This is a genomic window from uncultured Shewanella sp. (genome assembly GCF_947501225.1).
GTDB lineage: Bacteria > Pseudomonadota > Gammaproteobacteria > Enterobacterales > Shewanellaceae > Shewanella.
This window is the reverse complement of record NZ_CANMUW010000013.1, coordinates 1-18,345: the sequence shown is the minus strand read 5'-3', so window position 1 is coordinate 18,345 and position 18,345 is coordinate 1. Positions and strand designations below refer to the sequence as shown.

The window sequence follows — 18,345 nt, the reverse complement described above, 5'->3', positions numbered from 1 at the left end:
ATTGAGTTAAACAGCTTCACCTTGGCCGAGTGTGAAACTAGTTGCTGCGCTCGACGGCAATGTTAGCCAGAGAGATAAGGGCCTGCTTGTAATCACTATCAGGGATGACAGACAGGGCGGCAATCGCCTTCTCAGACTCCTCTTGTGCACGCTTGAACGTATACTCCAGGGCACCGCAGCTATGCAAGGCGTTAAGGATCTCCTCAATGTTCTGAGTACCGTCTCCCTTCTCGATGGCTGTGCGAATTAAGCCCTGCTCTTTCTCTGAACCATGGGCCATGGCGTAGATAAGGGGCAGGGTAGGCTTACCTTCGGCGAGGTCATCACCGATATTCTTGCCTAACTCTTCTGTTTCAGCGGTATAATCTAAAAGATCGTCGGTGAGCTGGAATGCGGTGCCTAAGAACTTTCCGTAATCGGCGAGTGCGGTTTGAGTCTCTACTGAGCTCTCAGCAAGCACACCGGCTAAACGTGTGGCAGCCTCAAAGAGTTTTGCCGTCTTGCAATAGATGACTCGCATGTAGCTTTCTTCTGTGGTGTCAGGGTCATTACAGTTCATTAACTGCAACACCTCACCCTCAGCAAGAACATTGGTTGCATCGGCCAGTACTTCCAGCACCTGCATATCACCAAGTTCTGTCATCATCTGAAAAGAACGTGTGTAAAGAAAGTCGCCGACCAGTACGCTGGCACTATTACCAAATAGTGCGTTGGCTGTCTCTCTGCCGCGTCGTAACATGGATTCATCTACGACGTCATCATGTAATAGGGAGGCGGTATGGATGAACTCTATGATGGCTGCCAGCTTAAGATGTGCTTCACCTTTATAGTCGATGGAACGGGCAGCTAATATAGAAAGCAGTGGGCGCATGCGCTTACCGCCACCGTTGATAATGTAGAAGCCTAACTGATTGATTAGGGCGACATCAGATTCTAATTGTTTGTATATTAGCTTATTAACGTCTTGCATATCGTTATCGGCTAACTGACGAATGGCGTTTAAATCCATATATAGGCTCTGGTTTTGTGGGGCTGCAATAAAAAAGGCGGCCCAAATGAAGGCATAAATGTTATAATGGTAGGGATTCTACCTAAGAAACGCCATTCAAGACAGTATTAGAAGAAGATTGTGAGATAAATTCCGATCTTTTTTTATTCTTACTCAATTAAGGCTTGTCAGGTGGCTGTTCTTAGCGTAAACTCCGCGACCATTGTCATTAAAGCTTTTATAACACCCCTGCCTCACATAATGAGCCGGCGTGTTTGAAATATCGGAGTAAAATAGCTATGTACGCTGTTTTTCAAAGTGGTGGTAAGCAGCATCGTGTTGCTGAAGGCCATACTGTTCGTCTAGAAAAATTAGAAGTCGCTACAGGCGAAACTGTTGAGTTTGACCAAGTTCTTTTGGTTGCTGACGGTGAGACTGTACACGTAGGTGCACCTTTAGTTGAAGGTGGTAAGGTTAAAGCTGAAGTTATCAGCCACGGCCGTGCTGAGAAGGTAACTATTGTTAAGTTCCGTCGTCGTAAGCACCACGACAAGAAAATGGGCCATCGTCAATGGTTCACCGAAGTTAAAATTACAGCTATCAACGCTTAATTAGGAGTCTAACTCATGGCACATAAAAAAGCTGGCGGTTCTACTCGTAACGGCCGCGATTCAGAAAGTAAACGTCTTGGTGTAAAGCGCTTTGGTGGCGAATCAGTTCTTGCTGGTAACATCATTGTTCGTCAACGTGGTACTAAGTTCCACGCTGGTGTAAACGTAGGTATTGGTCGTGACCATACTCTATTCGCTTTGACTGACGGTAAAGTTAAGTTCGAAGTTAAAGGTCCTAAGAACCGCAAGTTCATTAGCATCGAAGGTTAATCTTTAGCTTAAGCTAAGATTGCTTTTTAAAGCCCCGCCTTTGGTGGGGCTTTATTGTTTTAATGGGTTTATAAATTGTTTTTTGGCGACCTAAGAGAGAAAGACGTATAATCTTTTTAGTCTGTGGTGCCAGGAGTAAGTATGAAGTTTGTCGATGAAGCCGTGATCAGAGTCGAAGCTGGTGATGGCGGTAGTGGTTGCGTGAGTTTCAGACGCGAAAAATATGTACCCGATGGCGGCCCGGATGGCGGCGATGGTGGTGATGGCGGTAGTGTATATCTGCAAGCAGATGAAAGTTTTAACACACTTATCGATTTCCAGTTTGAACGCTTTCATCGTGCCGAACGTGGTGAGAACGGCCGAGGCCGTGATTGCACAGGGCATGGTGGTAAGGACTTAATTCTTAAGGTTCCCGTTGGCACGCGTGCGATCGACGAAGAAACCCAAGAGTCTCTTGGAGATTTAACCACTCATGGTCAGAGAATGCTTGTGGCCAAAGGTGGATTTCATGGCTTAGGGAATACTCGCTTTAAGAGCAGTACTAACCGGGCACCGAGACAGAAGACGCTTGGAACTCCTGGTGAGGTTCGCAGCCTTAAACTTGAACTGATGTTGCTTGCCGATGTTGGCCTTCTTGGTATGCCTAATGCGGGTAAGTCGACGTTTATCCGTGCTGTATCCAGGGCTAAACCTAAGGTTGCTGATTACCCGTTTACCACCTTAGTGCCTAATCTGGGTGTTGTTAACCCAAGGCATGGACAGAGCTTCGTTATTGCAGATATCCCCGGCTTGATCGAGGGGGCTGCCGATGGCGCGGGTCTTGGTGTCCGTTTCCTCAAGCACCTTGAGCGTTGTCGTGTGTTGTTGCACCTTTTGGATATCGAGCCGATCGATGGCAGCGATCCTGTTGAGTCGGCAAGAGCTATCGTGGGTGAGCTTGAAAAGCATTCGCCAAAGCTGGCGAGTAAGCCTCGCTGGTTAGTTATCAATAAAACAGATCTCTTGCTCGAAGAGGAGCTTCAGGAGCGAATCGACCATATCGTGAAAGAGCTGGACTGGAAAGGTGAAGTCTTCACCATGTCCGCATATAACCGCGAAGGCACAGAAGATCTTTGTCTTAAGTTGATCGATTTCATCGACTCACTCCCGGAAGAGGAGGAGGTTGATGTTGAAGCTGAGGTTGAGTTTAAGTGGGATAATTATCATAAAGATAGTGATTCGCTAAACGAAGCTTATGATGACCTGGACGATGATGATTTTGATGATGACGACTATGATGTAGAAGTGATTTATCAAAGGTAGTGCTTGTCTCGTTTCATCGGCAGTTAAAAATTGAGGCTATTTTTTTGAGGCCATACTTGTCGAGAATAGTGTGTACGCAGATACTCAAAATGATATAACCCGGCAAGTTGTCCGGGTTGCTCAACTCCTGTTAGCCTATGGCGCTGAATCTGAACTTGTCGAAGAGATAAGTCAGCGCTTAGGCTATGCACTGGGGCTTGCCAGTGTTGAAATCTCTATCTCTTCCAACTCCCTTGTTTTAACCAGTCTGGTTCATGGCCGCTGTGTCACTACTACCCGTCGAACCCGGGAACACGGCATCAATATGACGATCGTTTGTGAGTTACTTAGGATCTGTCTACTGACAGAGAAGGGGTTGTACGGGCTCAACGAGGTCAGAAAGCGTGTTTCGCGCATAGAGCCCAGAACATACCCCAAACGGTATTTAGTTCCTATGATAGGCCTTTCATGCGCCAGTTTCTGTCATCTGTTTGGCGGCGATCTGGCGGCTTCAATGATCACCTTCGTTGCGTCATCATTTGGCATGTTTGTCAGGCTCTCAATCGCCAGGCATCATTTCAACCTGTTGCTTAACTTTGCGGTTACGGCTTTCGTGACGACCTTGATTGCACAACTCGGGTATCAGTTTTCACTCACCGACACACCTAAGCTCCCGATGGCTGCGAGTGTGCTGATGTTGGTGCCGGGCTTTCCTATGATCAACTCAATATCCGATATGGTTAAAGGGCATCTTAACGTCGGAATATCCAGATGGGGGCATGCAACACTGCTCACCGTCTCTTCGGTCATAGGCATCACCATAGCGATGCAGTTGGGAGGCCTGTTCTTATGATGGAACTTCTATTAGCCCTGCTCAACGACGCATTTTTTTCGGCTATTCCCGCCGTCGGCTTCGCTATGGTGTTTAACGTGCCAAAACGGTTTCTGCCATACTGCGCCCTTGCCGGTGCGCTGGGTCATAGTTTCAGGACTCTGTTGCTGTATATCGGCCTGCCGATAGAGTGGGCAACGTTTGCTGCCGCTGCGCTTGTCGGTTTAATCACTATCGGTTTTGCCAAGCGTCACCTGGCACCTCCGTTGATGTATGCAGTAGCCGCCATCATTCCTATGATCCCCGGTACATATGCATTTAATACCGTAATAGCACTGGTGCAGCTGACGGCTCAATCTGAGATCAGCCCTGAATTAACTTCTGAGGTGATCAGCAACGGGTTGAAAACCGTGTTTATTCTTGGTGCGTTATCCGTGGGCTTAGCTATGCCCAGTTTGCTCTACTTTCGAACCCGACCGGTCATCTGACCTGGATATTTCCACTCTCACTGTATCGGTGAGCACACTAAAAACAAAAACTTGGAGATTATATGAAGATTGCCATGATTGCGGCGATGGCTAACAACCGTGTTATCGGGAAAGATAATCAGATGCCCTGGCATCTTCCTGAGGACCTTAAACACTTTAAGGCGATGACCTTAGGTAAGCCTATCGTGATGGGGAGAAAGACATTTGAGTCTATCGGACGTCCGTTGCCAGGCCGTCATAACATAGTGGTAAGTCGTCAGGAATCTCTGAACATCGAGGGAGTGACCTGTGTTACCTCTTTTGAAGCGGCAAAAGAGGTTGTCGGAAACTGTGAAGAGTTGGTTGTAATCGGAGGTGGTCAGCTCTACTCATCTCTGCTGCCTCAGGCGGATAAGCTCTACCTGACCCAGATCAACATAGATGTTGAAGGTGATACCTATTTTCCACAATGGGATGATGGAACCTGGGAGCGTGAAAGTGAGCAAACTTCGATAAATGAGAAAGGTTTGGAATATACCTTTATCAATTTGGTGAAAAAATGTTAAATTGTCTGAGTGTTTGTGTTTCGGTTTTAGGGTGGGGCAGATAAATTTACTCGTTTGGTGCTCTACAGTATAAAAATTAATAATAATAAAGGAGTATCGGATGCGTCTGTTACCTACGACCCTCGCTGTGATTATCGCGGCTTCTACTTTTTCTATTCCTGTACAGGCTAATGACCAGCTGGCGGCCAATATCTGCAACTATGTGCAAGCAGATGATAAGAACCGTTTGCGTAAGAAGCTAAAAGAGAGTCGCGTAAAGTTGCGCAACATCTACGGTGGTATCTCCTGTAACGGCAATAGTCTACTTCGGACCGCGATGAACAGTGGTTCAGATAAGGTTGGAAAATTTGTCGCCAAACGCCTCTCAGTAACAGATCTGCAAGCTGTTGAGGCTGACGGAAAGACTGTTGTTCAGTGGGCTGAGGAAAATGGTCATGGTGACAGTGCGATTACCGCTGCAATTAGTGAACGGGTATCGGGCGGTTAAATATCAAAGTTAATATCAAAAAAGCCGGACAGTGTCCGGCTTTTTTGTGTGTGCTTATACTGATTGGTATAACATCCCTTTAGACGGTGAACTCTCTTACCGATGCCTGTAACTCCTCGGCCAACTGTGCGACCTGATGGCTCGACTGCGCAGTCTGATCTGCGCCGGTAGATGTCTCCTCCGAGATGGCGGCAATATGTTCCAGTTTCTCTGAAACCTGTTGGCTGACGATGTTTTGTTCCTGTGCAGCATGGGCAATATGAGTGCCGGAGTCATGAGCTTGATGTACGGCTTCGCTGATACTTTCCAGCGCTATGTTTGCCTGCTCAGTTTTCTCGACACAGGAGCTGGCTTGTTCGCGCCCTAAGTCCATAACCGAGACCGCTTCCTGGGCACCCTGCTGCAGTACCTCAATCATCTGCTGTATCTCTTGTGTAGAATCCTGAGTCCTTGATGCAAGGCTCCTGACTTCATCGGCAACAACGGCGAAACCGCGACCCTGCTCTCCCGCCCTGGCGGCTTCAATAGCCGCATTGAGGGCTAACAGGTTAGTTTGCTCGGCAATGCCCCTGATCACATCCAGAATCGAACCGATTGAGGCACTATCTGAGTGAAGCTTATTGATCACGCCTCCAGCTTTTGCGACTTCATCGGCCAGCGCCAGAATTGTCTGTTTATTCTCGTCGGCGATGGCTCGCATATGCTGCGCTTCATCATCGGCCTGTTTTATCTGTTGTAGTGCATTGTCGGCGCTTGTGGTTACCTGATGTGCGCTGGAGCTGAGCTCGGTAGTTGCAGTGGCAACTTGATCGACCTGACTCTTCTGCTCCTGGATACCTGCGGTGGTTTGCATTGTGATGGCAGAGGTTTCCTCGGCGGCGGCGGCAAGCTGGTTGGAGCGATCTAAAATTCCCTGGATTAGGCTTCGTAAACTATCTACGAGTCGATTACAGTTTTTGGACAGTTCGGCAAATTCATCATGACCCGAGTCATCCAGTTTATGGGTCAAGTTACCCGATGCCAGAATATTCAGTGCATTATTAACTTTAGCCAGTGAACGCGTGAGAGGGCGGATCACGGCGACACTGACGATGATGGAGACAATAATTGCAATCAGCACCAGAACCATAGTGTTGATGCTGGCTGAATCAATATCGCTGATGGCCTTGTCACTCACCTCTTTAGAGACTGACTCTACGGTATCAGTCAGGGCTCTCATATTCAGGTTAAGGTTTTGAGTATCTTTTTCGACCCGTGTTAGCATCTGGTCTGACTCTGACTCGAGATCCAATTGTTGGGCCTTTAAGGCTTGGATAGAGTCAGCGCCTTCAAGCATAGTGAACACTTTCTTCGCTTCGCTATTGATCTCGGTGAGTAATTCAGCATCAACCTCTTCAGTCCAGTTGGTCCCGATATACTCAAGCTTATAGCCGATATTTCTAATGTAGTAGTCCAGCTCATTGGTAATAGTTTCATGTTGCTGTTTACTGCGGCTATTGACCAGATCTAAACTGGTGCTCACGATACCACTCAAGCTGTTATCTATATCACCGGCTGTGGCGGCGATCTGTTGCTCGACGGGGTCTTCACTGATTTCGAGATCGATAAGATCCAACAAGATAGACGCGGCATCATCGGCGGCCTCCTCAAGTGCTTCTAACTTAGAGGTCAGCTTCTCTCGGGTAACCAGTGCGCTCTGCTTGGTTTGGATCATCTTCCTGCCGTCACTTTCAAAGTTAAGGTAACTTTGGCGCAGATCTGAGATCACTGTGGTGAAGTCGGCTTGAGTCTGAGAGCTGACAATAGCAGATAGCGTATCTAATTCGTTGACAAATGCCTGGCTGGATTCTGAGAACTTGGATTCGATTGCCGGAATGTGTGCCGACTCTCCGCTATGGTAGGCCGTGAGTAACTGGGTATCCTGGACTGACAGGCTCTCGACAAGGTGGCCACTGGATTCGAGCGCCGGTAGGCTGAGCTCTTGCAGCACCTGCGTACTTGTCTTGAGTTTACTATTGGTAAGTAGAGAGGCTCCACCTAAAGCGATCAGTAACAGGGTAACAACAGTAAACCCGCCAATGACTCTTGTGGCGACATTCATTTTCATAGGGCGCTCCGATTATTATTATATTTCCCGCAACTATTCAGCTCTGAGCTGTCAGTTACTCTTCCCTCGCAAAATATCTTTAAAATTCATAGCTTGGGCAGGTTGGCTCTCGTGATTAATTTTTATCGGCCAATTTAAAAGTTAGTTTAACTCTTTTTTAACCTGCTTTGGGTTATTTTTTGATTAGATTCTAAATGCCAAAGTGTTAAGTGCTCGCCCCAACAGCAACCGGTATCGAGTGCCTGGATACTTGTTGAGGGCACATTACCCATAACGGCGGCCCAATGCCCGAAAACTAACGTATGGGTTTGATTAATAATACCCGCATGCTCAAACCAGGGAGATAGGTCAGGATCCTGGCACGCTGCCGGCGGCAGCTTGCAGCCGAAGTCCAGACTGCCGTCACTGTGTAAAAATCTCATTCGGGTAAGGGCATTGATGCAATATATGTTGCGCTCAACTGTGGTCATAGAGTCATGCCAACGATTTGAGCCATTGGTATACATCTGTCCGATGAGTGAGGAGATATAGTCATGTGATTGTAGTGCGGCGGAAACCCTATCGGCTTCGGTTCGCAAGGTATCGAGCTCCCACTGAGGCGGCACGCCTGCATGGGTCATTATCAGCTTGTGCTCCGGAAACTCCTGATAAAGAGGCTGTAATCGTAACCAACCAATCAGAGAGTCGATATCGGGAGCTGAGAGCAAAGGTCCCAGATGATCGCTGGGGTTGGCCCGCTTAATTTTAGCGTTAACGGCAAAGAGGTGAAGATCATGATTTCCCAGTACGACCCGGGCTGAGCCATCCAGTTGCTGAAAGAACCTTAGTGTTTCGAGTGAGCCCGGGCCTCTTGCCACAAGATCACCCACAGCCCAAAGCTGATCCTGTGACGGATTAAAGTCGACCTTGCTCAGAAGCCGCTGTAACTCTTCAAAGCATCCTTGAATATCGCCGACAAAATAGTGCGCCATCTGTGTAGCCTCAAAGTGGATTAAGTGATCTAGTGAAGAAGACCGGGGACCGCGAGCCTGAACAGGGGGATCTGCGCCTTGAAGCTCACTCCGTCGTCGGTGATCATGGTATAACTCCCCTCCATTACTCCCAGAGGGGTTTCCATCACAGTACCACTGGTATATTGATATGCACTGTCCGGTTCAATCCTTGGTGTTTCGCCAACAACCCCCTGACCCCGCACCTCACTATTGTGGTTGTTCGCATCTGTGATGGACCAGTAGCGGCTCTTCAGTGTCACTGCGCTCTCGCCAAGGTTAACTATGGTAATCGTGTATCTGAACAGATATCTCTCTTCAATCGGATCCGATTGCTCTTCAATATATTCGGTTTTTACTTCGACCTTGATTGAATCTTCGATTGCAGTCATGACTTTCCTTATGGCGAAAGAAGGGAGGGCTCAGCCCTCCCTAAATTTACTTGGTATGATTATCTGTATCGAATAAGACGATATCAATAGGTATATGATAAAGACCTATTTTTTGTCGATAACAAGATTGGCCATAGCCACATATTGCTCGACACTTATCTGTTCGGGCCTGAGCGAAGAGTCTATACCGAGTTGGGTAAACTCATCATCTGTGATCATATGCTTAAGGTTGTTACGTAGCGTCTTACGGCGCATATTGAATGCCGTGGTTGTCAGGTGTCTGAGCAGTTCAACATCTTTACATGGCCAGGGTTTCTCTTTATATGGTACGAGACGGACAACGGCTGAGTCGACCTTTGGCGGAGGAGTAAAGCATCCCGGAGGAACCTCCAGAACCGGAAGCACCTGACAGTGGTACTGAGCCATAACAGTCAATCGACCATAGGCCTTGGTTCCCGGACTCGCAGACAGCCTCAATACCACCTCTTTTTGCAGCATAAAGTGCATGTTTTTGATATGTTCGGCAAACTCGAACAGATGAAACATGAGTGGGGTAGAGATGTTATAGGGAAGGTTACCGAACACCTTGAGCTGCTTGTCCGCTTCGATCAGCTGACTGAAATCAAACTTTAAAGCGTCACCCTGATGAATATCAAGCTTATCTTTTAGCGTCGGGTGTTCCTGGAGTCGTTCGACGAGATCTTTATCCAGCTCTACTACCGTTAGTTTATCGATAGCTGCGGCAACGGGTTCGGTTAAGGCACCCAGACCTGGGCCAATTTCAACCATAACATGATCATTATCCGGGGCTATAGCACCCACGATACGGTTGATAACATTGCCATCGGTCAAAAAGTTTTGTCCGAAACGTTTTCTGGCTGTATGGCCTAAATGTACTTTATTACTCATTACGTATTTTCAACTACTCAGCATTTGCAGCCAGATCAATGGCTTTATTAAGTGCGCAGACAAAACTTCCTATGTCTGCTTGGCCGGTACCGGCAAGTTCCAGTGCGGTACCGTGGTCGACAGATGTGCGAATATAGGGAAGCCCTAAGGTAATATTAACAGAGCTGCCAAATCCCTGGGATTTTAGCACGGGCAAGCCCTGATCATGATACATGGCTAAGATAACATCGGCATCTTCCAGATATTTCTTTTGAAAAATGGTATCGGCAGGTAGTGGTCCGACGATATGCATCCCTTCACCGCGTAACTCTTCGAGTGCGGGTATGATGGTATCGATCTCCTCCCGTCCCAGATGGCCATCTTCGCCGGCATGGGGATTAAGTCCACAGACATATATCTTAGGCTGCTTAATCGCGAATTTGCTGACCAGATCAGAGTGCAGAATCTTCACTATCTGATGCAACCTGTCGCGGGTAATCGCCTTAGATACATAGGCTAACGGGATATGGGTCGTGACTAATGCTACATGTAGACCCGGAGCCGCCAGCATCATTACGACATCCTGACAGTTTGCCTGATTAGCAAAAAATTCAGTATGACCGCTAAAGGGGATACCAGACTGATTGATGATCCCTTTATGTACCGGACCGGTGACGACCGCATCGAACTCGCCGTTCATGTTTTTTTCGCCGGCATAACGTAAGGTTTCAACGACATAGGCACTATTTTGCTCATCGAGCTGACCACACTGTGACTCGGTAAGCAACGAAAAGGGGGCCAGTGTCAGTGTTCCGGCTTCTTGGGGCTTTGGCTCCAGATTAGGCTGATAGGGTCTAAGCTGGAGTGGAAGTCCGAGCTTTTTGGCTCTGCCGGACAAAAGTTCAGGATCGGCGCAAACAACTAGCTCAGCAGGCCAGGCCTGCTGAGCTAGTTGGATAACTAAATCTGGGCCAATTCCTGCGGGCTCACCCGGGGTAATGGCAATTCGTTTAGTCGTCAATATGATTAACCTCGATTAAAGTCGGCATCGAAAACTTCGATATACGCTTCAGATCTCATCTCATCCAGCCAGTTTTGTAGTTCTTCATTAAACTTACGGCGGAAAATAAGTTGGTGCGCCCGATTGGTATTAAATTTATCTGTTGCATCTGTTTTTCGACGCTCTTCAAGCTGAACTATATGCCAGCCGTGAGTAGAGCGAAATGGTTCACTGATCTCATCTATTTCAAGTGCATTCAAGGTTTGCGCGAATGCGGGCACATAGACAGATGGATCGGCCCAGCCAAGTTCGCCACCTTTAGCAGCGGACCCAGGATCTTCAGAGTATTGACGGGCAAGGGCGGCAAAGTCTGCATCACCTGAACGAATCTGTTCCACGAACTTATCGAGCATCGCCTTGGCTCGCTCTTCAGAAAGGATCGGTGATGGCTTGATCAAAATGTGTCTTGATCTGACTTCATCAATCTCTTTGGTCTGAAGGCCACGGGCATCGAGAACCTTGATGATATGGAATCCGGCTCCGCTTCGGATTGGACCTATGATATCACCGGTCTTAGCGCCACCCAGCACCTCGGCAAAAAGTGTTGGCATCTCGTTGACGTTCATGTAATCCCATACACCGCCCTCCAGAGCCTTTGGACCAGCCGAAGCCGCTATCGCTGTGCGGCGGAAGTCATCGCCACTCTTGATACGGTTTAATACTGTATTGGCACGGTCACTCGATTTTTGAAGCTCTTCACTACTTGGACTGCTTGGTACTTCAATCAGTATGTGCCCTATCTGGAACTCAACCTGCTGTAGACCCTGCTCCTCGATGAGTTTGACTAAGTTGTTAATCTCTTGAGGTGAGACCTGAATACGGCGCTGAACCTGAATACGTTGTATCTCGCCTAAGGTGATCTCTTTACGTAACTGTTCACGGTACTGGTTCCAGCTCATCCCCTCTTCGCCGATCTTCTCCTTCATCTGATCGACAGTTAGCTTTTGCTCTTTCGCAATGTTACTTATGGTCTGATCCAGCTGAAGGTCTCCGATATGCAAGCCTATTCTATCGGCCATCTGCATCTGTAGTCGGGTCATAATCAAACGTTCGATGACCTGAGTTCTTAGTGCTTGATCCGATGGAAGAGCCTGTTCAGCCGAGATGGCATTGGCTTTTACGGTCTCTATCATGCTGGCTATCTCGCTCTCCAGCACAATGCCTTCATTTATCTGAACAGTGACACGATCCAGAGGCTCCACTTTAGCTTGAACTGTGTGGCTCATTGCCAGGGTAAGAAAGGCAAAAATCAAATGTTTACAGGGTTTCATCAACAAAAATCCTTGGCATATTAACGTCTGTACGGCATTAAACGATGCCGGTTAAATCCTATTATCAAGAGTTGGACTATAGGTCTTACTCATGGTTCATCTAAAAAATAATTGTTTTGCTAGTTTTTAAGATAAAGGGGCTTTCGGTAATTAAATAGACCATCGTTAAGCATGTCTGATACACCTAACGGACCCGAGCCTCCTAGTCCTTTTATCACAAAATTAAGATATAAGCCGCTCTCAAACAGCTCTCTGTTATCCAATACCGGATTATAATCATCATCATAGTTGGTCTTGATTCGGTAATGATAACTTAAACGCAAGGCCCAGCAGCAGGACTCATACTGGAAACCGGCGTAGGTTTCCACACTTCTGCTCTCGTTGAGATCGTAATACCAGTTACCGACCAAGTAAAGGCTGTCATTAAGCGGCCATGCTCCCCGCATACCGGCCTGTGAGATATTAACCGATTCGTTGGTGTTGCTGTTCAGCAGATCGGGGACATAACGGTAACTGAATTGAAGCAGTTTATTGGCTCCCGGACGGAAGTCGAGGGTAACCTCACTCTTCTTATTCTCACTCTCGGTCGTATCATATTGAATCGCACCGCTCATATACCAATCCCGGTGGAGTTGAGTATTGAGTTCTGCCGCTAACACTGAGTTTGAGGTATTTTCCTGAGAAAAGGTTTCACCTTGAAATGCAGAGTCTGTGATTCCGACCCGGCTATCCTGGAAGTAAAAAATCTGACCCAGACTAAACTTAAACTTCTCGATGTTATGAGAATCAAACAAGCGGGTGGTTAAACCTAAGGTCATCTGATTTGCATCGGCGACCCTGTCCAGCCCTGAAAAGCGCCGTTCACGGAACAGTCCGAAATAGTCTTCTTGAAGTTGGGCGGTATCATAAACTCCGATATTCGATTGATCTTCATATCCGACATAGAGGTATTGGAACTGAGGCTCCAGAGTTTGACGGTAGTTTTCGTTGAAGTAGTCAGTAAACCTTTCGAAGTTAATCTGGCCATGGATCCGTACCTGCGGCAGGGTTCGGTTAACCTGACTATCCAGCTCTTCATTGGTATCGACTCTGTTATCTTCCTGCCAGTAGTAGGTCTGAAGCAGTTTCAGCTCACTGGTTAAAGAGCCGGCCGGTCCATGGAGTGGTAGCGAGATGCTGGGTTCAAAATGAAGACGGGTGGCGGTCGTCTTGTCACTATCTTCATGCTCAAAATTGGTTACTTCACTCAAGAAGCCAAAATCTAATCCATTCCAGATGTCAGGAGCACGGTAGTTGAATCCCAGTTGTGGCATGACCTGGTAAGGCTTCTCATCTTCGCCCAGTACCTTAATATCTTGTACTCTGGCGTTGAAATCCCAGTTTTTTTCGAAGTAACTGGCTTCACCGATTCGGGTCAACTGATTATCGGTAGCTCGTTGTACATCCGACTTTAAGTCATTGAAGTAGTTGTTGTCCGATACATCGGTATAGTTAGCCAGTACCCGCCAATTGTCATCGATGGCACCACTGTGCTCCCAATGATAGAGATAACGATTAGGCGAGTTAGCTAACAGATCATCGTTTCCAAGGTACTCGACATTGAGGCGGCCCTGCTGAGCGTCGCCGGCGAGGTATCTGAAGTCACTCTTTAAAAACAGCCCACGGGCAGACATATAATGGGGCGTGAAGGTAAGATCGTACTCAGGGGCTATATTCCAATAATAGGGAGTGGCAACTTCTACACCATTTGTTGTGCTGGTGCTGAAGGTCGGAAACAGAAAGCCTGACTTACGTTTATCCGAAACCGGGATCGTCATATAGGGAATATAGAGAACCGGTACATTACCTATTTTCAGTTTGGCATCCCATAACTCTCCCCACTCCTCTTCACTGTCAATTTTTATCGTCTCGGCTTCGAGTAACCAAGAGGTGTCTTCTGGGGGGCAGGTAGTAAAGTTGGTCTTGGTCAGATAGAGGTTGTTGTCCGGAGTGATCTCCAGCTTTTCTGCATCTCCATGGATCTGCTGGCCATGTAACCAGTATTGCGCTCCCGACAGGGTGGCACTATTGCTGCGCATCTCGGCAACCAGTGAATCTGCCGTGACGGTAAACATCTGATCCTGAAATACCAGATTGCCATTTGCGTCTAATCGTTCCGACTCTTGATCTAAAATGGCCTCATCTGCAGCGATATTGCGTTCGCCCTGGCTGAATGAAACATCACCATTAAATTTGGCTTGTTTTCCCATCTGTGCTTCTGTGCGATCGGATATGATGCGGATCTCCTGAAGATCAAGCTTTACATCGCTCTGTGGAATCGACAAACGGGGAACCGGTGGCTCTACGATACATTGGGTATCGGTATTGGTTGAGACTTCTTTTTCTTCAGCCAAGACTAATTGGGGAAGTAGGCTTAGTGCCAATAAATAACGGATCTGCATCTTAAGTCGTTTTATATGATTTCTTAGTCTGGACAAATATTGGTGAGAAAAGTTGCCGCTAGTTTGAGGCAACACAGCTAAATATCGAGATTGAGCTTATTAGCTGTTTCCATTTTGCTTTATAATAAAGCAATTTTTCCATAAGAGCCATGAGGTGCCCTTGTCAGATCCCAGATTTCTTGCTTTAAATGCATGGCTGAACCACATTTTCGATAGCCAGGTCGCCCCTGAGCTTATCTCCGGAGACGCCAGTTTCAGGCGCTATTTCAGGGTTAGGCATGGTGATGAAAGCTTCATTGTTATGGACTCGCCTCCAAAACTCATCAAAGTTATGCCCTTTGTTAAATTGGCTAATGCACTCAGAGGCAAAGGTGTTGATGTGCCTCAAGTGATTGAAATAAATGCCGAAGAAGGCTTTCTCCTGTTGAGTGACCTGGGAGATATGCAGCTTCTGTCTGTATTAACCATTGATAATGTAGACAAGTATTATGGGCAGGCGTTAACCCTACTGAACCGGGTCGCTTCAGTTATGGACGACGGTGAAACAGCACTGCCTCTATACGATGATGAATTTGTGAAGCGAGAGCTGGACATTTTTACTGATTGGTTGATAAATCATCACCTCAACATAGAAGTCGATGCCACAACGCGAACTATGTTGGATGGCGTTTATACCCTATTGATTAATAACGCCGCACAGCAGCCCAAGGTGGGGATGCATCGGGATTATCATAGCCGTAATCTGATGCTGGACAATGAAAAGCTGAGCGTTATCGATTTCCAGGATGCAGTAATAGGACCGGTAACCTATGATGCGGTTTCTCTGCTGAGAGATTGCTATATTCGTTGGCCGGAAGAGCTGGTTGAAAGGCTGATGCTACAACACTACGAGCAGCAGCTTGAGTCTGGGGTAATCGATAAGGGCCTAAGTGTGGCTACCTACCGCAGGTGGTTCGATCTGATGGGGCTACAGCGTCATATAAAGGCCGCAGGTATCTTTGCCAGACTGAATTACAGGGATAACAAGCCAGCTTATATGAATGATATTCCATTAACCCTGGAATATATCCAAGATGTTTCAGGGCGTTACCCTGAGCTATCTTCGTTTGCTCACTGGATCGAGTCGCTGATAATACCTGGTTTCAAGGAGAAACTATGAAGGCGATGATCTTAGCGGCGGGGCGCGGGGAGCGGCTACGCCCCCTTACCGATTCCATTCCGAAACCACTGGTCAAAGTCGACGGCAAACCACTGATCGTCTACCACATTGAGCGGTTGGCTCAAGCCGGGATCAGTGAGATAGTGGTCAACCATGCCTGGCTTGGCGAAAAACTGGTTCAAGCCTTGGGCTGCGGTAAAAGATGGGGAGTGAGTATTCGTTACAGTGCCGAGTCTGTAGCATTAGAGACCGGCGGCGGAATCAAGCAAGCTCTCCCCTTATTGGGAGATGTGCCTTTTTTGGTTATCAACGGCGATATATTTATCGATGAGTTACCAACATTTCCCGACTTCAGTATGGGGGACCCGTTAGATGGTAAACTGGCTCATCTATGGCTGGTAGATAATCCTGAGCAGCATCCGGAAGGGGATTTTCCACTCAGAGATGGCCTGGTTTCTCCGGCTCCGCATAACGATGAGTCGGCATTAACATTTTCCGGCATGGGGATCTATCACCCTTCTATTTTTGAAGGCACTCCCGATGATGGTTTTCCGCTAGCTCCTCTGTTAAGGGAGAAGATGGCATTGAAGGCCGTTTCCGGTTCCCATTTCACCGGTTTTTGGTGTGATGTAGGAACTAAGGAGCGTTTATTAAAACTCGAGCGCCGACAGAAGAGTAAGCGTTAGGGGCTGATACAGGCTGTTATGGATTCAAGATTAGTTTTCGGAAGTCCACTTTTTTATGATTAAGGTTTATTGATGCGTATTTGGGGTAAGTTTTTTGGCTTTGCAATCGGCTTCATGTTTGGTCGAATCATTGGTGGTCTGATAGGCCTCTGGCTAGGCCATCTTTATGATAAGAAAAGTGCCGAGCTCAGTGGCATCATAGGTAAAGGCGCAAACAGACAGACACTCTTTTTTAATACCACCTTTGCGGTGATGGGTCATGTCGCAAAGGCCTCGGGCCAGGTTACCGAAAACGATATTCGTATCGCTACGCTGTTGATGGATCAGATGCAGCTTAAGGGGGAGGCCAGGAAGGAGGCACAAGCTGCGTTTAAAGAGGGGAAGGCGAGCGATTTCGATATCAAGGCTTGCCTTAAAACGTTCCGGCTCATCTCCATGGGGCGTAAAGAGTTGCTGCAGATGTTTCTGGAGATCCAGATCCAGACTGCATTATCTGACGCTAAGCTCGATCCTAAAGAGCACGCCGTTTTGTTAACTGTGGCTCAAGAGTTAGGTTTCAGCGCCGGCCAGTTGGACGAATTGCTGAAACGTTGGCAAGCCGAATTTAACTTCCATAAGGGAGGCAATAATCAACAGACCACGGTTGAAGATGCCTATGATCTGTTGGGGCTGACCGAGGCTGCCTCGGATCAGGAGGTTAAGCGCAGCTATCGTAAGTTAATGAATGAGCACCATCCCGATAAGCTGGTGGCCAAGGGGTTACCACAAGAGATGATGGAACTTGCCAAAGTGAAAGCACAAGATATTCAGTCGGCTTACGACAGGGTGAAGAGTGACAGAGGAATGCGTTAAGCTTCTCACAAATTTGTAATTGGCTTATCAGTCACTTACGGGCGGTATGGAAAAGGTTGTGTTGAGTCGTCATGTGTATACTTGTGGCATTTAACAGGCATGATATTGTCGTTTACAGAAAAGGATTTGTTATGAAAATCACAAAGCTGTTACCGTTTTCAGTGTTATTTGCGGCGTCGACCCTGCTCCCCGCTTCGGCTGTGGCCGAGGCATTTGTCGCCCCCTTCGGTGGTTATAGTTTCGGTGCCAGCGAGTTTGATGTCACCGCAGAAAATACGGGAGAGCCGGGAGCATTAAAGATCTCTGAGTCCGGACATTACGGCTTCATGGCGGGGATTACGACAATAGATCCGGGAGATATCTACTTCCTCTATAGCCATCAAGGCACAGACCTTAGAAGCGGCGGCAGTTTCAGCCCTGACATCATTACTGATTTAAATGTGGATTACTTTCATCTCGGTGGTTCGCTCTATTTCCCCAATGGCAATTTAAGGCCATATGTAACGGCAAGTTTAGGTTTGACTCAGATGCGTCCGGGTGACGATTACTCGACCGAGTCGCGATTTTCAATGGGCTTCGGGGCCGGCATCGAGTACCAGATGACCGAGGCCTTCTCACTGTTTGCAGATGCCAGAGGCTATGCCACATTTGTAAATAGCAGCAGTGCTCTGTTTTGTGACGGTGGAGAGTGCCTATGGTCAATCAGCGCCGATATCATGTGGCAGGGACAGGCGAACCTGGGGTTAAAGTTTAAGTTTTAAGTTCTGGCTTCAGTGTGGAATAGTGCTTAGAGTGGATAGTTAGGCTGGTTCATCAGCGCGCCCGTCGTATCAACATGTGGCAGGGACAGGCGAACCTGGGGTTAAAGTTTAAGTTTTAAGTTCTGGCTTCAGTGTGGAATAGTGCATAGAGTGGATAGTAATTTCCGATAATATGTGACTGGTTCATCAGCGCGCCCGTCGTATCAACATGTGGCAGGGACAGGCGAACCTGGGGTT

General features: G+C 47.5%; 19 protein-coding genes. 11 read left to right on the top strand and 8 right to left on the bottom strand.

The genetic code is table 11. The features are described from left to right. Window positions 1–37 precede the first annotated feature (37 nt). Window positions 38–1,009 carry an octaprenyl diphosphate synthase gene (gene ispB, locus Q1B47_RS16545; RefSeq protein ID WP_299795920.1) on the bottom strand — a complete coding sequence of 324 codons (972 nt, stop codon included), beginning with the start codon at window positions 1,007–1,009 and terminating at the stop codon, window positions 38–40. A gap of 278 nt (window positions 1,010–1,287) precedes the next feature. Between ispB and rplU the strand changes: the two genes are divergently transcribed. From rplU to Q1B47_RS16510, 7 genes are all read left to right on the top strand, one after another. Next, window positions 1,288–1,599, top strand: a complete 312-nt coding sequence (gene rplU, locus Q1B47_RS16540) for a 50S ribosomal protein L21 (RefSeq protein ID WP_299795917.1) — start codon at window positions 1,288–1,290, stop codon at window positions 1,597–1,599. A 15-nt stretch (window positions 1,600–1,614) separates the two neighbouring features. Beyond that, a complete protein-coding gene (gene rpmA / locus Q1B47_RS16535; RefSeq protein ID WP_012141302.1) occupies window positions 1,615–1,869 on the top strand; it encodes a 50S ribosomal protein L27 in 255 nt (84 codons plus the stop codon). A 141-nt stretch (window positions 1,870–2,010) separates the two neighbouring features. Next, window positions 2,011–3,171 (top strand): Obg family GTPase CgtA, encoded by a 1,161-nt coding sequence (gene cgtA / locus Q1B47_RS16530; RefSeq protein WP_299795913.1) that lies wholly within the window; start codon window positions 2,011–2,013, stop codon window positions 3,169–3,171. 70 nt (window positions 3,172–3,241) lie between these two features. Next, window positions 3,242–4,003, top strand: a complete 762-nt coding sequence (locus Q1B47_RS16525) for a threonine/serine exporter family protein (RefSeq protein ID WP_299795910.1) — start codon at window positions 3,242–3,244, stop codon at window positions 4,001–4,003. Next, window positions 4,000–4,470, top strand: a complete 471-nt coding sequence (locus Q1B47_RS16520) for a threonine/serine exporter family protein (protein WP_299795907.1) — start codon at window positions 4,000–4,002, stop codon at window positions 4,468–4,470. The genes Q1B47_RS16525 and Q1B47_RS16520 overlap by 4 nt, the downstream gene beginning before the upstream one ends. A 62-nt stretch (window positions 4,471–4,532) precedes the next feature. Further along, window positions 4,533–5,015 carry a type 3 dihydrofolate reductase gene (gene folA / locus Q1B47_RS16515; protein ID WP_299795905.1) on the top strand — a complete coding sequence of 161 codons (483 nt, stop codon included), beginning with the start codon at window positions 4,533–4,535 and terminating at the stop codon, window positions 5,013–5,015. 100 nt (window positions 5,016–5,115) lie between these two features. Continuing rightward, window positions 5,116–5,502, top strand: coding sequence for a DUF3718 domain-containing protein (locus Q1B47_RS16510; protein ID WP_299795902.1), 387 nt, complete (start codon window positions 5,116–5,118; stop codon window positions 5,500–5,502). 79 nt (window positions 5,503–5,581) lie between these two features. On the opposite strand, the gene Q1B47_RS16505 is transcribed toward Q1B47_RS16510, so the two are convergent. The 7 genes from Q1B47_RS16505 to lptD form a co-directional block, all read right to left on the bottom strand. Next, window positions 5,582–7,609: a methyl-accepting chemotaxis protein gene (locus tag Q1B47_RS16505; protein ID WP_299795899.1), complete on the bottom strand. Its 2,028-nt coding sequence runs from the start codon at window positions 7,607–7,609 to the stop codon at window positions 5,582–5,584. Window positions 7,610–7,755: 146 nt separating this feature from the next. Continuing rightward, the gene (locus Q1B47_RS16500) at window positions 7,756–8,580 is read right to left on the bottom strand and encodes a symmetrical bis(5'-nucleosyl)-tetraphosphatase (protein WP_299795896.1); all 825 of its coding nucleotides are present in this window, start codon (window positions 8,578–8,580) and stop codon (window positions 7,756–7,758) included. Between the two features lie 29 nt (window positions 8,581–8,609). Beyond that, the gene (apaG, locus tag Q1B47_RS16495; protein WP_299795893.1) at window positions 8,610–8,990 is read right to left on the bottom strand and encodes a Co2+/Mg2+ efflux protein ApaG; all 381 of its coding nucleotides are present in this window, start codon (window positions 8,988–8,990) and stop codon (window positions 8,610–8,612) included. Between the two features lie 105 nt (window positions 8,991–9,095). Beyond that, the gene (gene rsmA, locus Q1B47_RS16490) at window positions 9,096–9,899 is read right to left on the bottom strand and encodes a 16S rRNA (adenine(1518)-N(6)/adenine(1519)-N(6))-dimethyltransferase RsmA (RefSeq protein WP_299795889.1); all 804 of its coding nucleotides are present in this window, start codon (window positions 9,897–9,899) and stop codon (window positions 9,096–9,098) included. 13 nt (window positions 9,900–9,912) lie between these two features. Next, the gene (pdxA, locus tag Q1B47_RS16485; protein WP_299795886.1) at window positions 9,913–10,899 is read right to left on the bottom strand and encodes a 4-hydroxythreonine-4-phosphate dehydrogenase PdxA; all 987 of its coding nucleotides are present in this window, start codon (window positions 10,897–10,899) and stop codon (window positions 9,913–9,915) included. A gap of 5 nt (window positions 10,900–10,904) precedes the next feature. Beyond that, complete coding sequence (gene surA / locus Q1B47_RS16480; protein ID WP_299795883.1) at window positions 10,905–12,209, bottom strand: peptidylprolyl isomerase SurA; 1,305 nt, start codon at window positions 12,207–12,209, stop codon at window positions 10,905–10,907. Window positions 12,210–12,328: 119 nt separating this feature from the next. Continuing rightward, window positions 12,329–14,650 carry an LPS assembly protein LptD gene (lptD, locus tag Q1B47_RS16475; protein WP_299795880.1) on the bottom strand — a complete coding sequence of 774 codons (2,322 nt, stop codon included), beginning with the start codon at window positions 14,648–14,650 and terminating at the stop codon, window positions 12,329–12,331. Window positions 14,651–14,804: 154 nt separating this feature from the next. Here lptD and Q1B47_RS16470 point away from each other — a divergent pair, with 154 nt between their 5' ends. From Q1B47_RS16470 to Q1B47_RS16455, 4 genes are all read left to right on the top strand, one after another. Continuing rightward, a complete protein-coding gene (locus Q1B47_RS16470) occupies window positions 14,805–15,809 on the top strand; it encodes a phosphotransferase (protein ID WP_299795877.1) in 1,005 nt (334 codons plus the stop codon). Next, a complete protein-coding gene (gene murU, locus Q1B47_RS16465; RefSeq protein ID WP_299795874.1) occupies window positions 15,806–16,495 on the top strand; it encodes an N-acetylmuramate alpha-1-phosphate uridylyltransferase MurU in 690 nt (229 codons plus the stop codon). The genes Q1B47_RS16470 and murU overlap by 4 nt, the downstream gene beginning before the upstream one ends. 72 nt (window positions 16,496–16,567) lie before the next feature. Continuing rightward, window positions 16,568–17,347 carry a co-chaperone DjlA gene (djlA, locus tag Q1B47_RS16460; RefSeq protein ID WP_299795871.1) on the top strand — a complete coding sequence of 260 codons (780 nt, stop codon included), beginning with the start codon at window positions 16,568–16,570 and terminating at the stop codon, window positions 17,345–17,347. A gap of 131 nt (window positions 17,348–17,478) precedes the next feature. After that, window positions 17,479–18,108, top strand: coding sequence for an outer membrane beta-barrel protein (locus Q1B47_RS16455; RefSeq protein ID WP_299795868.1), 630 nt, complete (start codon window positions 17,479–17,481; stop codon window positions 18,106–18,108). The last annotated feature ends 237 nt before the right edge of the window (window positions 18,109–18,345 follow it).

Excerpts from the sequence above, each read along its gene's own strand:
- ispB (WP_299795920.1), bottom strand. The coding sequence starts at position 1,009 with ATGGATTTAAACGCCATTCGTCAGTTAGCCGATAACGATATGCAAGAC.
- rplU (WP_299795917.1), top strand. The coding sequence starts at position 1,288 with ATGTACGCTGTTTTTCAAAGTGGTGGTAAGCAGCATCGTGTTGCTGAA.
- rpmA (WP_012141302.1), top strand. The coding sequence starts at position 1,615 with ATGGCACATAAAAAAGCTGGCGGTTCTACTCGTAACGGCCGCGATTCA.
- cgtA (WP_299795913.1), top strand. The coding sequence starts at position 2,011 with ATGAAGTTTGTCGATGAAGCCGTGATCAGAGTCGAAGCTGGTGATGGC.
- Q1B47_RS16520 (WP_299795907.1), top strand. The coding sequence starts at position 4,000 with ATGATGGAACTTCTATTAGCCCTGCTCAACGACGCATTTTTTTCGGCT.
- folA (WP_299795905.1), top strand. The coding sequence starts at position 4,533 with ATGAAGATTGCCATGATTGCGGCGATGGCTAACAACCGTGTTATCGGG.
- Q1B47_RS16510 (WP_299795902.1), top strand. The coding sequence starts at position 5,116 with ATGCGTCTGTTACCTACGACCCTCGCTGTGATTATCGCGGCTTCTACT.
- Q1B47_RS16505 (WP_299795899.1), bottom strand. The coding sequence starts at position 7,609 with ATGAAAATGAATGTCGCCACAAGAGTCATTGGCGGGTTTACTGTTGTT.
- Q1B47_RS16500 (WP_299795896.1), bottom strand. The coding sequence starts at position 8,580 with ATGGCGCACTATTTTGTCGGCGATATTCAAGGATGCTTTGAAGAGTTA.
- apaG (WP_299795893.1), bottom strand. The coding sequence starts at position 8,990 with ATGACTGCAATCGAAGATTCAATCAAGGTCGAAGTAAAAACCGAATAT.
- rsmA (WP_299795889.1), bottom strand. The coding sequence starts at position 9,899 with ATGAGTAATAAAGTACATTTAGGCCATACAGCCAGAAAACGTTTCGGA.
- surA (WP_299795883.1), bottom strand. The coding sequence starts at position 12,209 with ATGAAACCCTGTAAACATTTGATTTTTGCCTTTCTTACCCTGGCAATG.
- lptD (WP_299795880.1), bottom strand. The coding sequence starts at position 14,650 with ATGCAGATCCGTTATTTATTGGCACTAAGCCTACTTCCCCAATTAGTC.
- murU (WP_299795874.1), top strand. The coding sequence starts at position 15,806 with ATGAAGGCGATGATCTTAGCGGCGGGGCGCGGGGAGCGGCTACGCCCC.
- djlA (WP_299795871.1), top strand. The coding sequence starts at position 16,568 with ATGCGTATTTGGGGTAAGTTTTTTGGCTTTGCAATCGGCTTCATGTTT.
- Q1B47_RS16455 (WP_299795868.1), top strand. The coding sequence starts at position 17,479 with ATGAAAATCACAAAGCTGTTACCGTTTTCAGTGTTATTTGCGGCGTCG.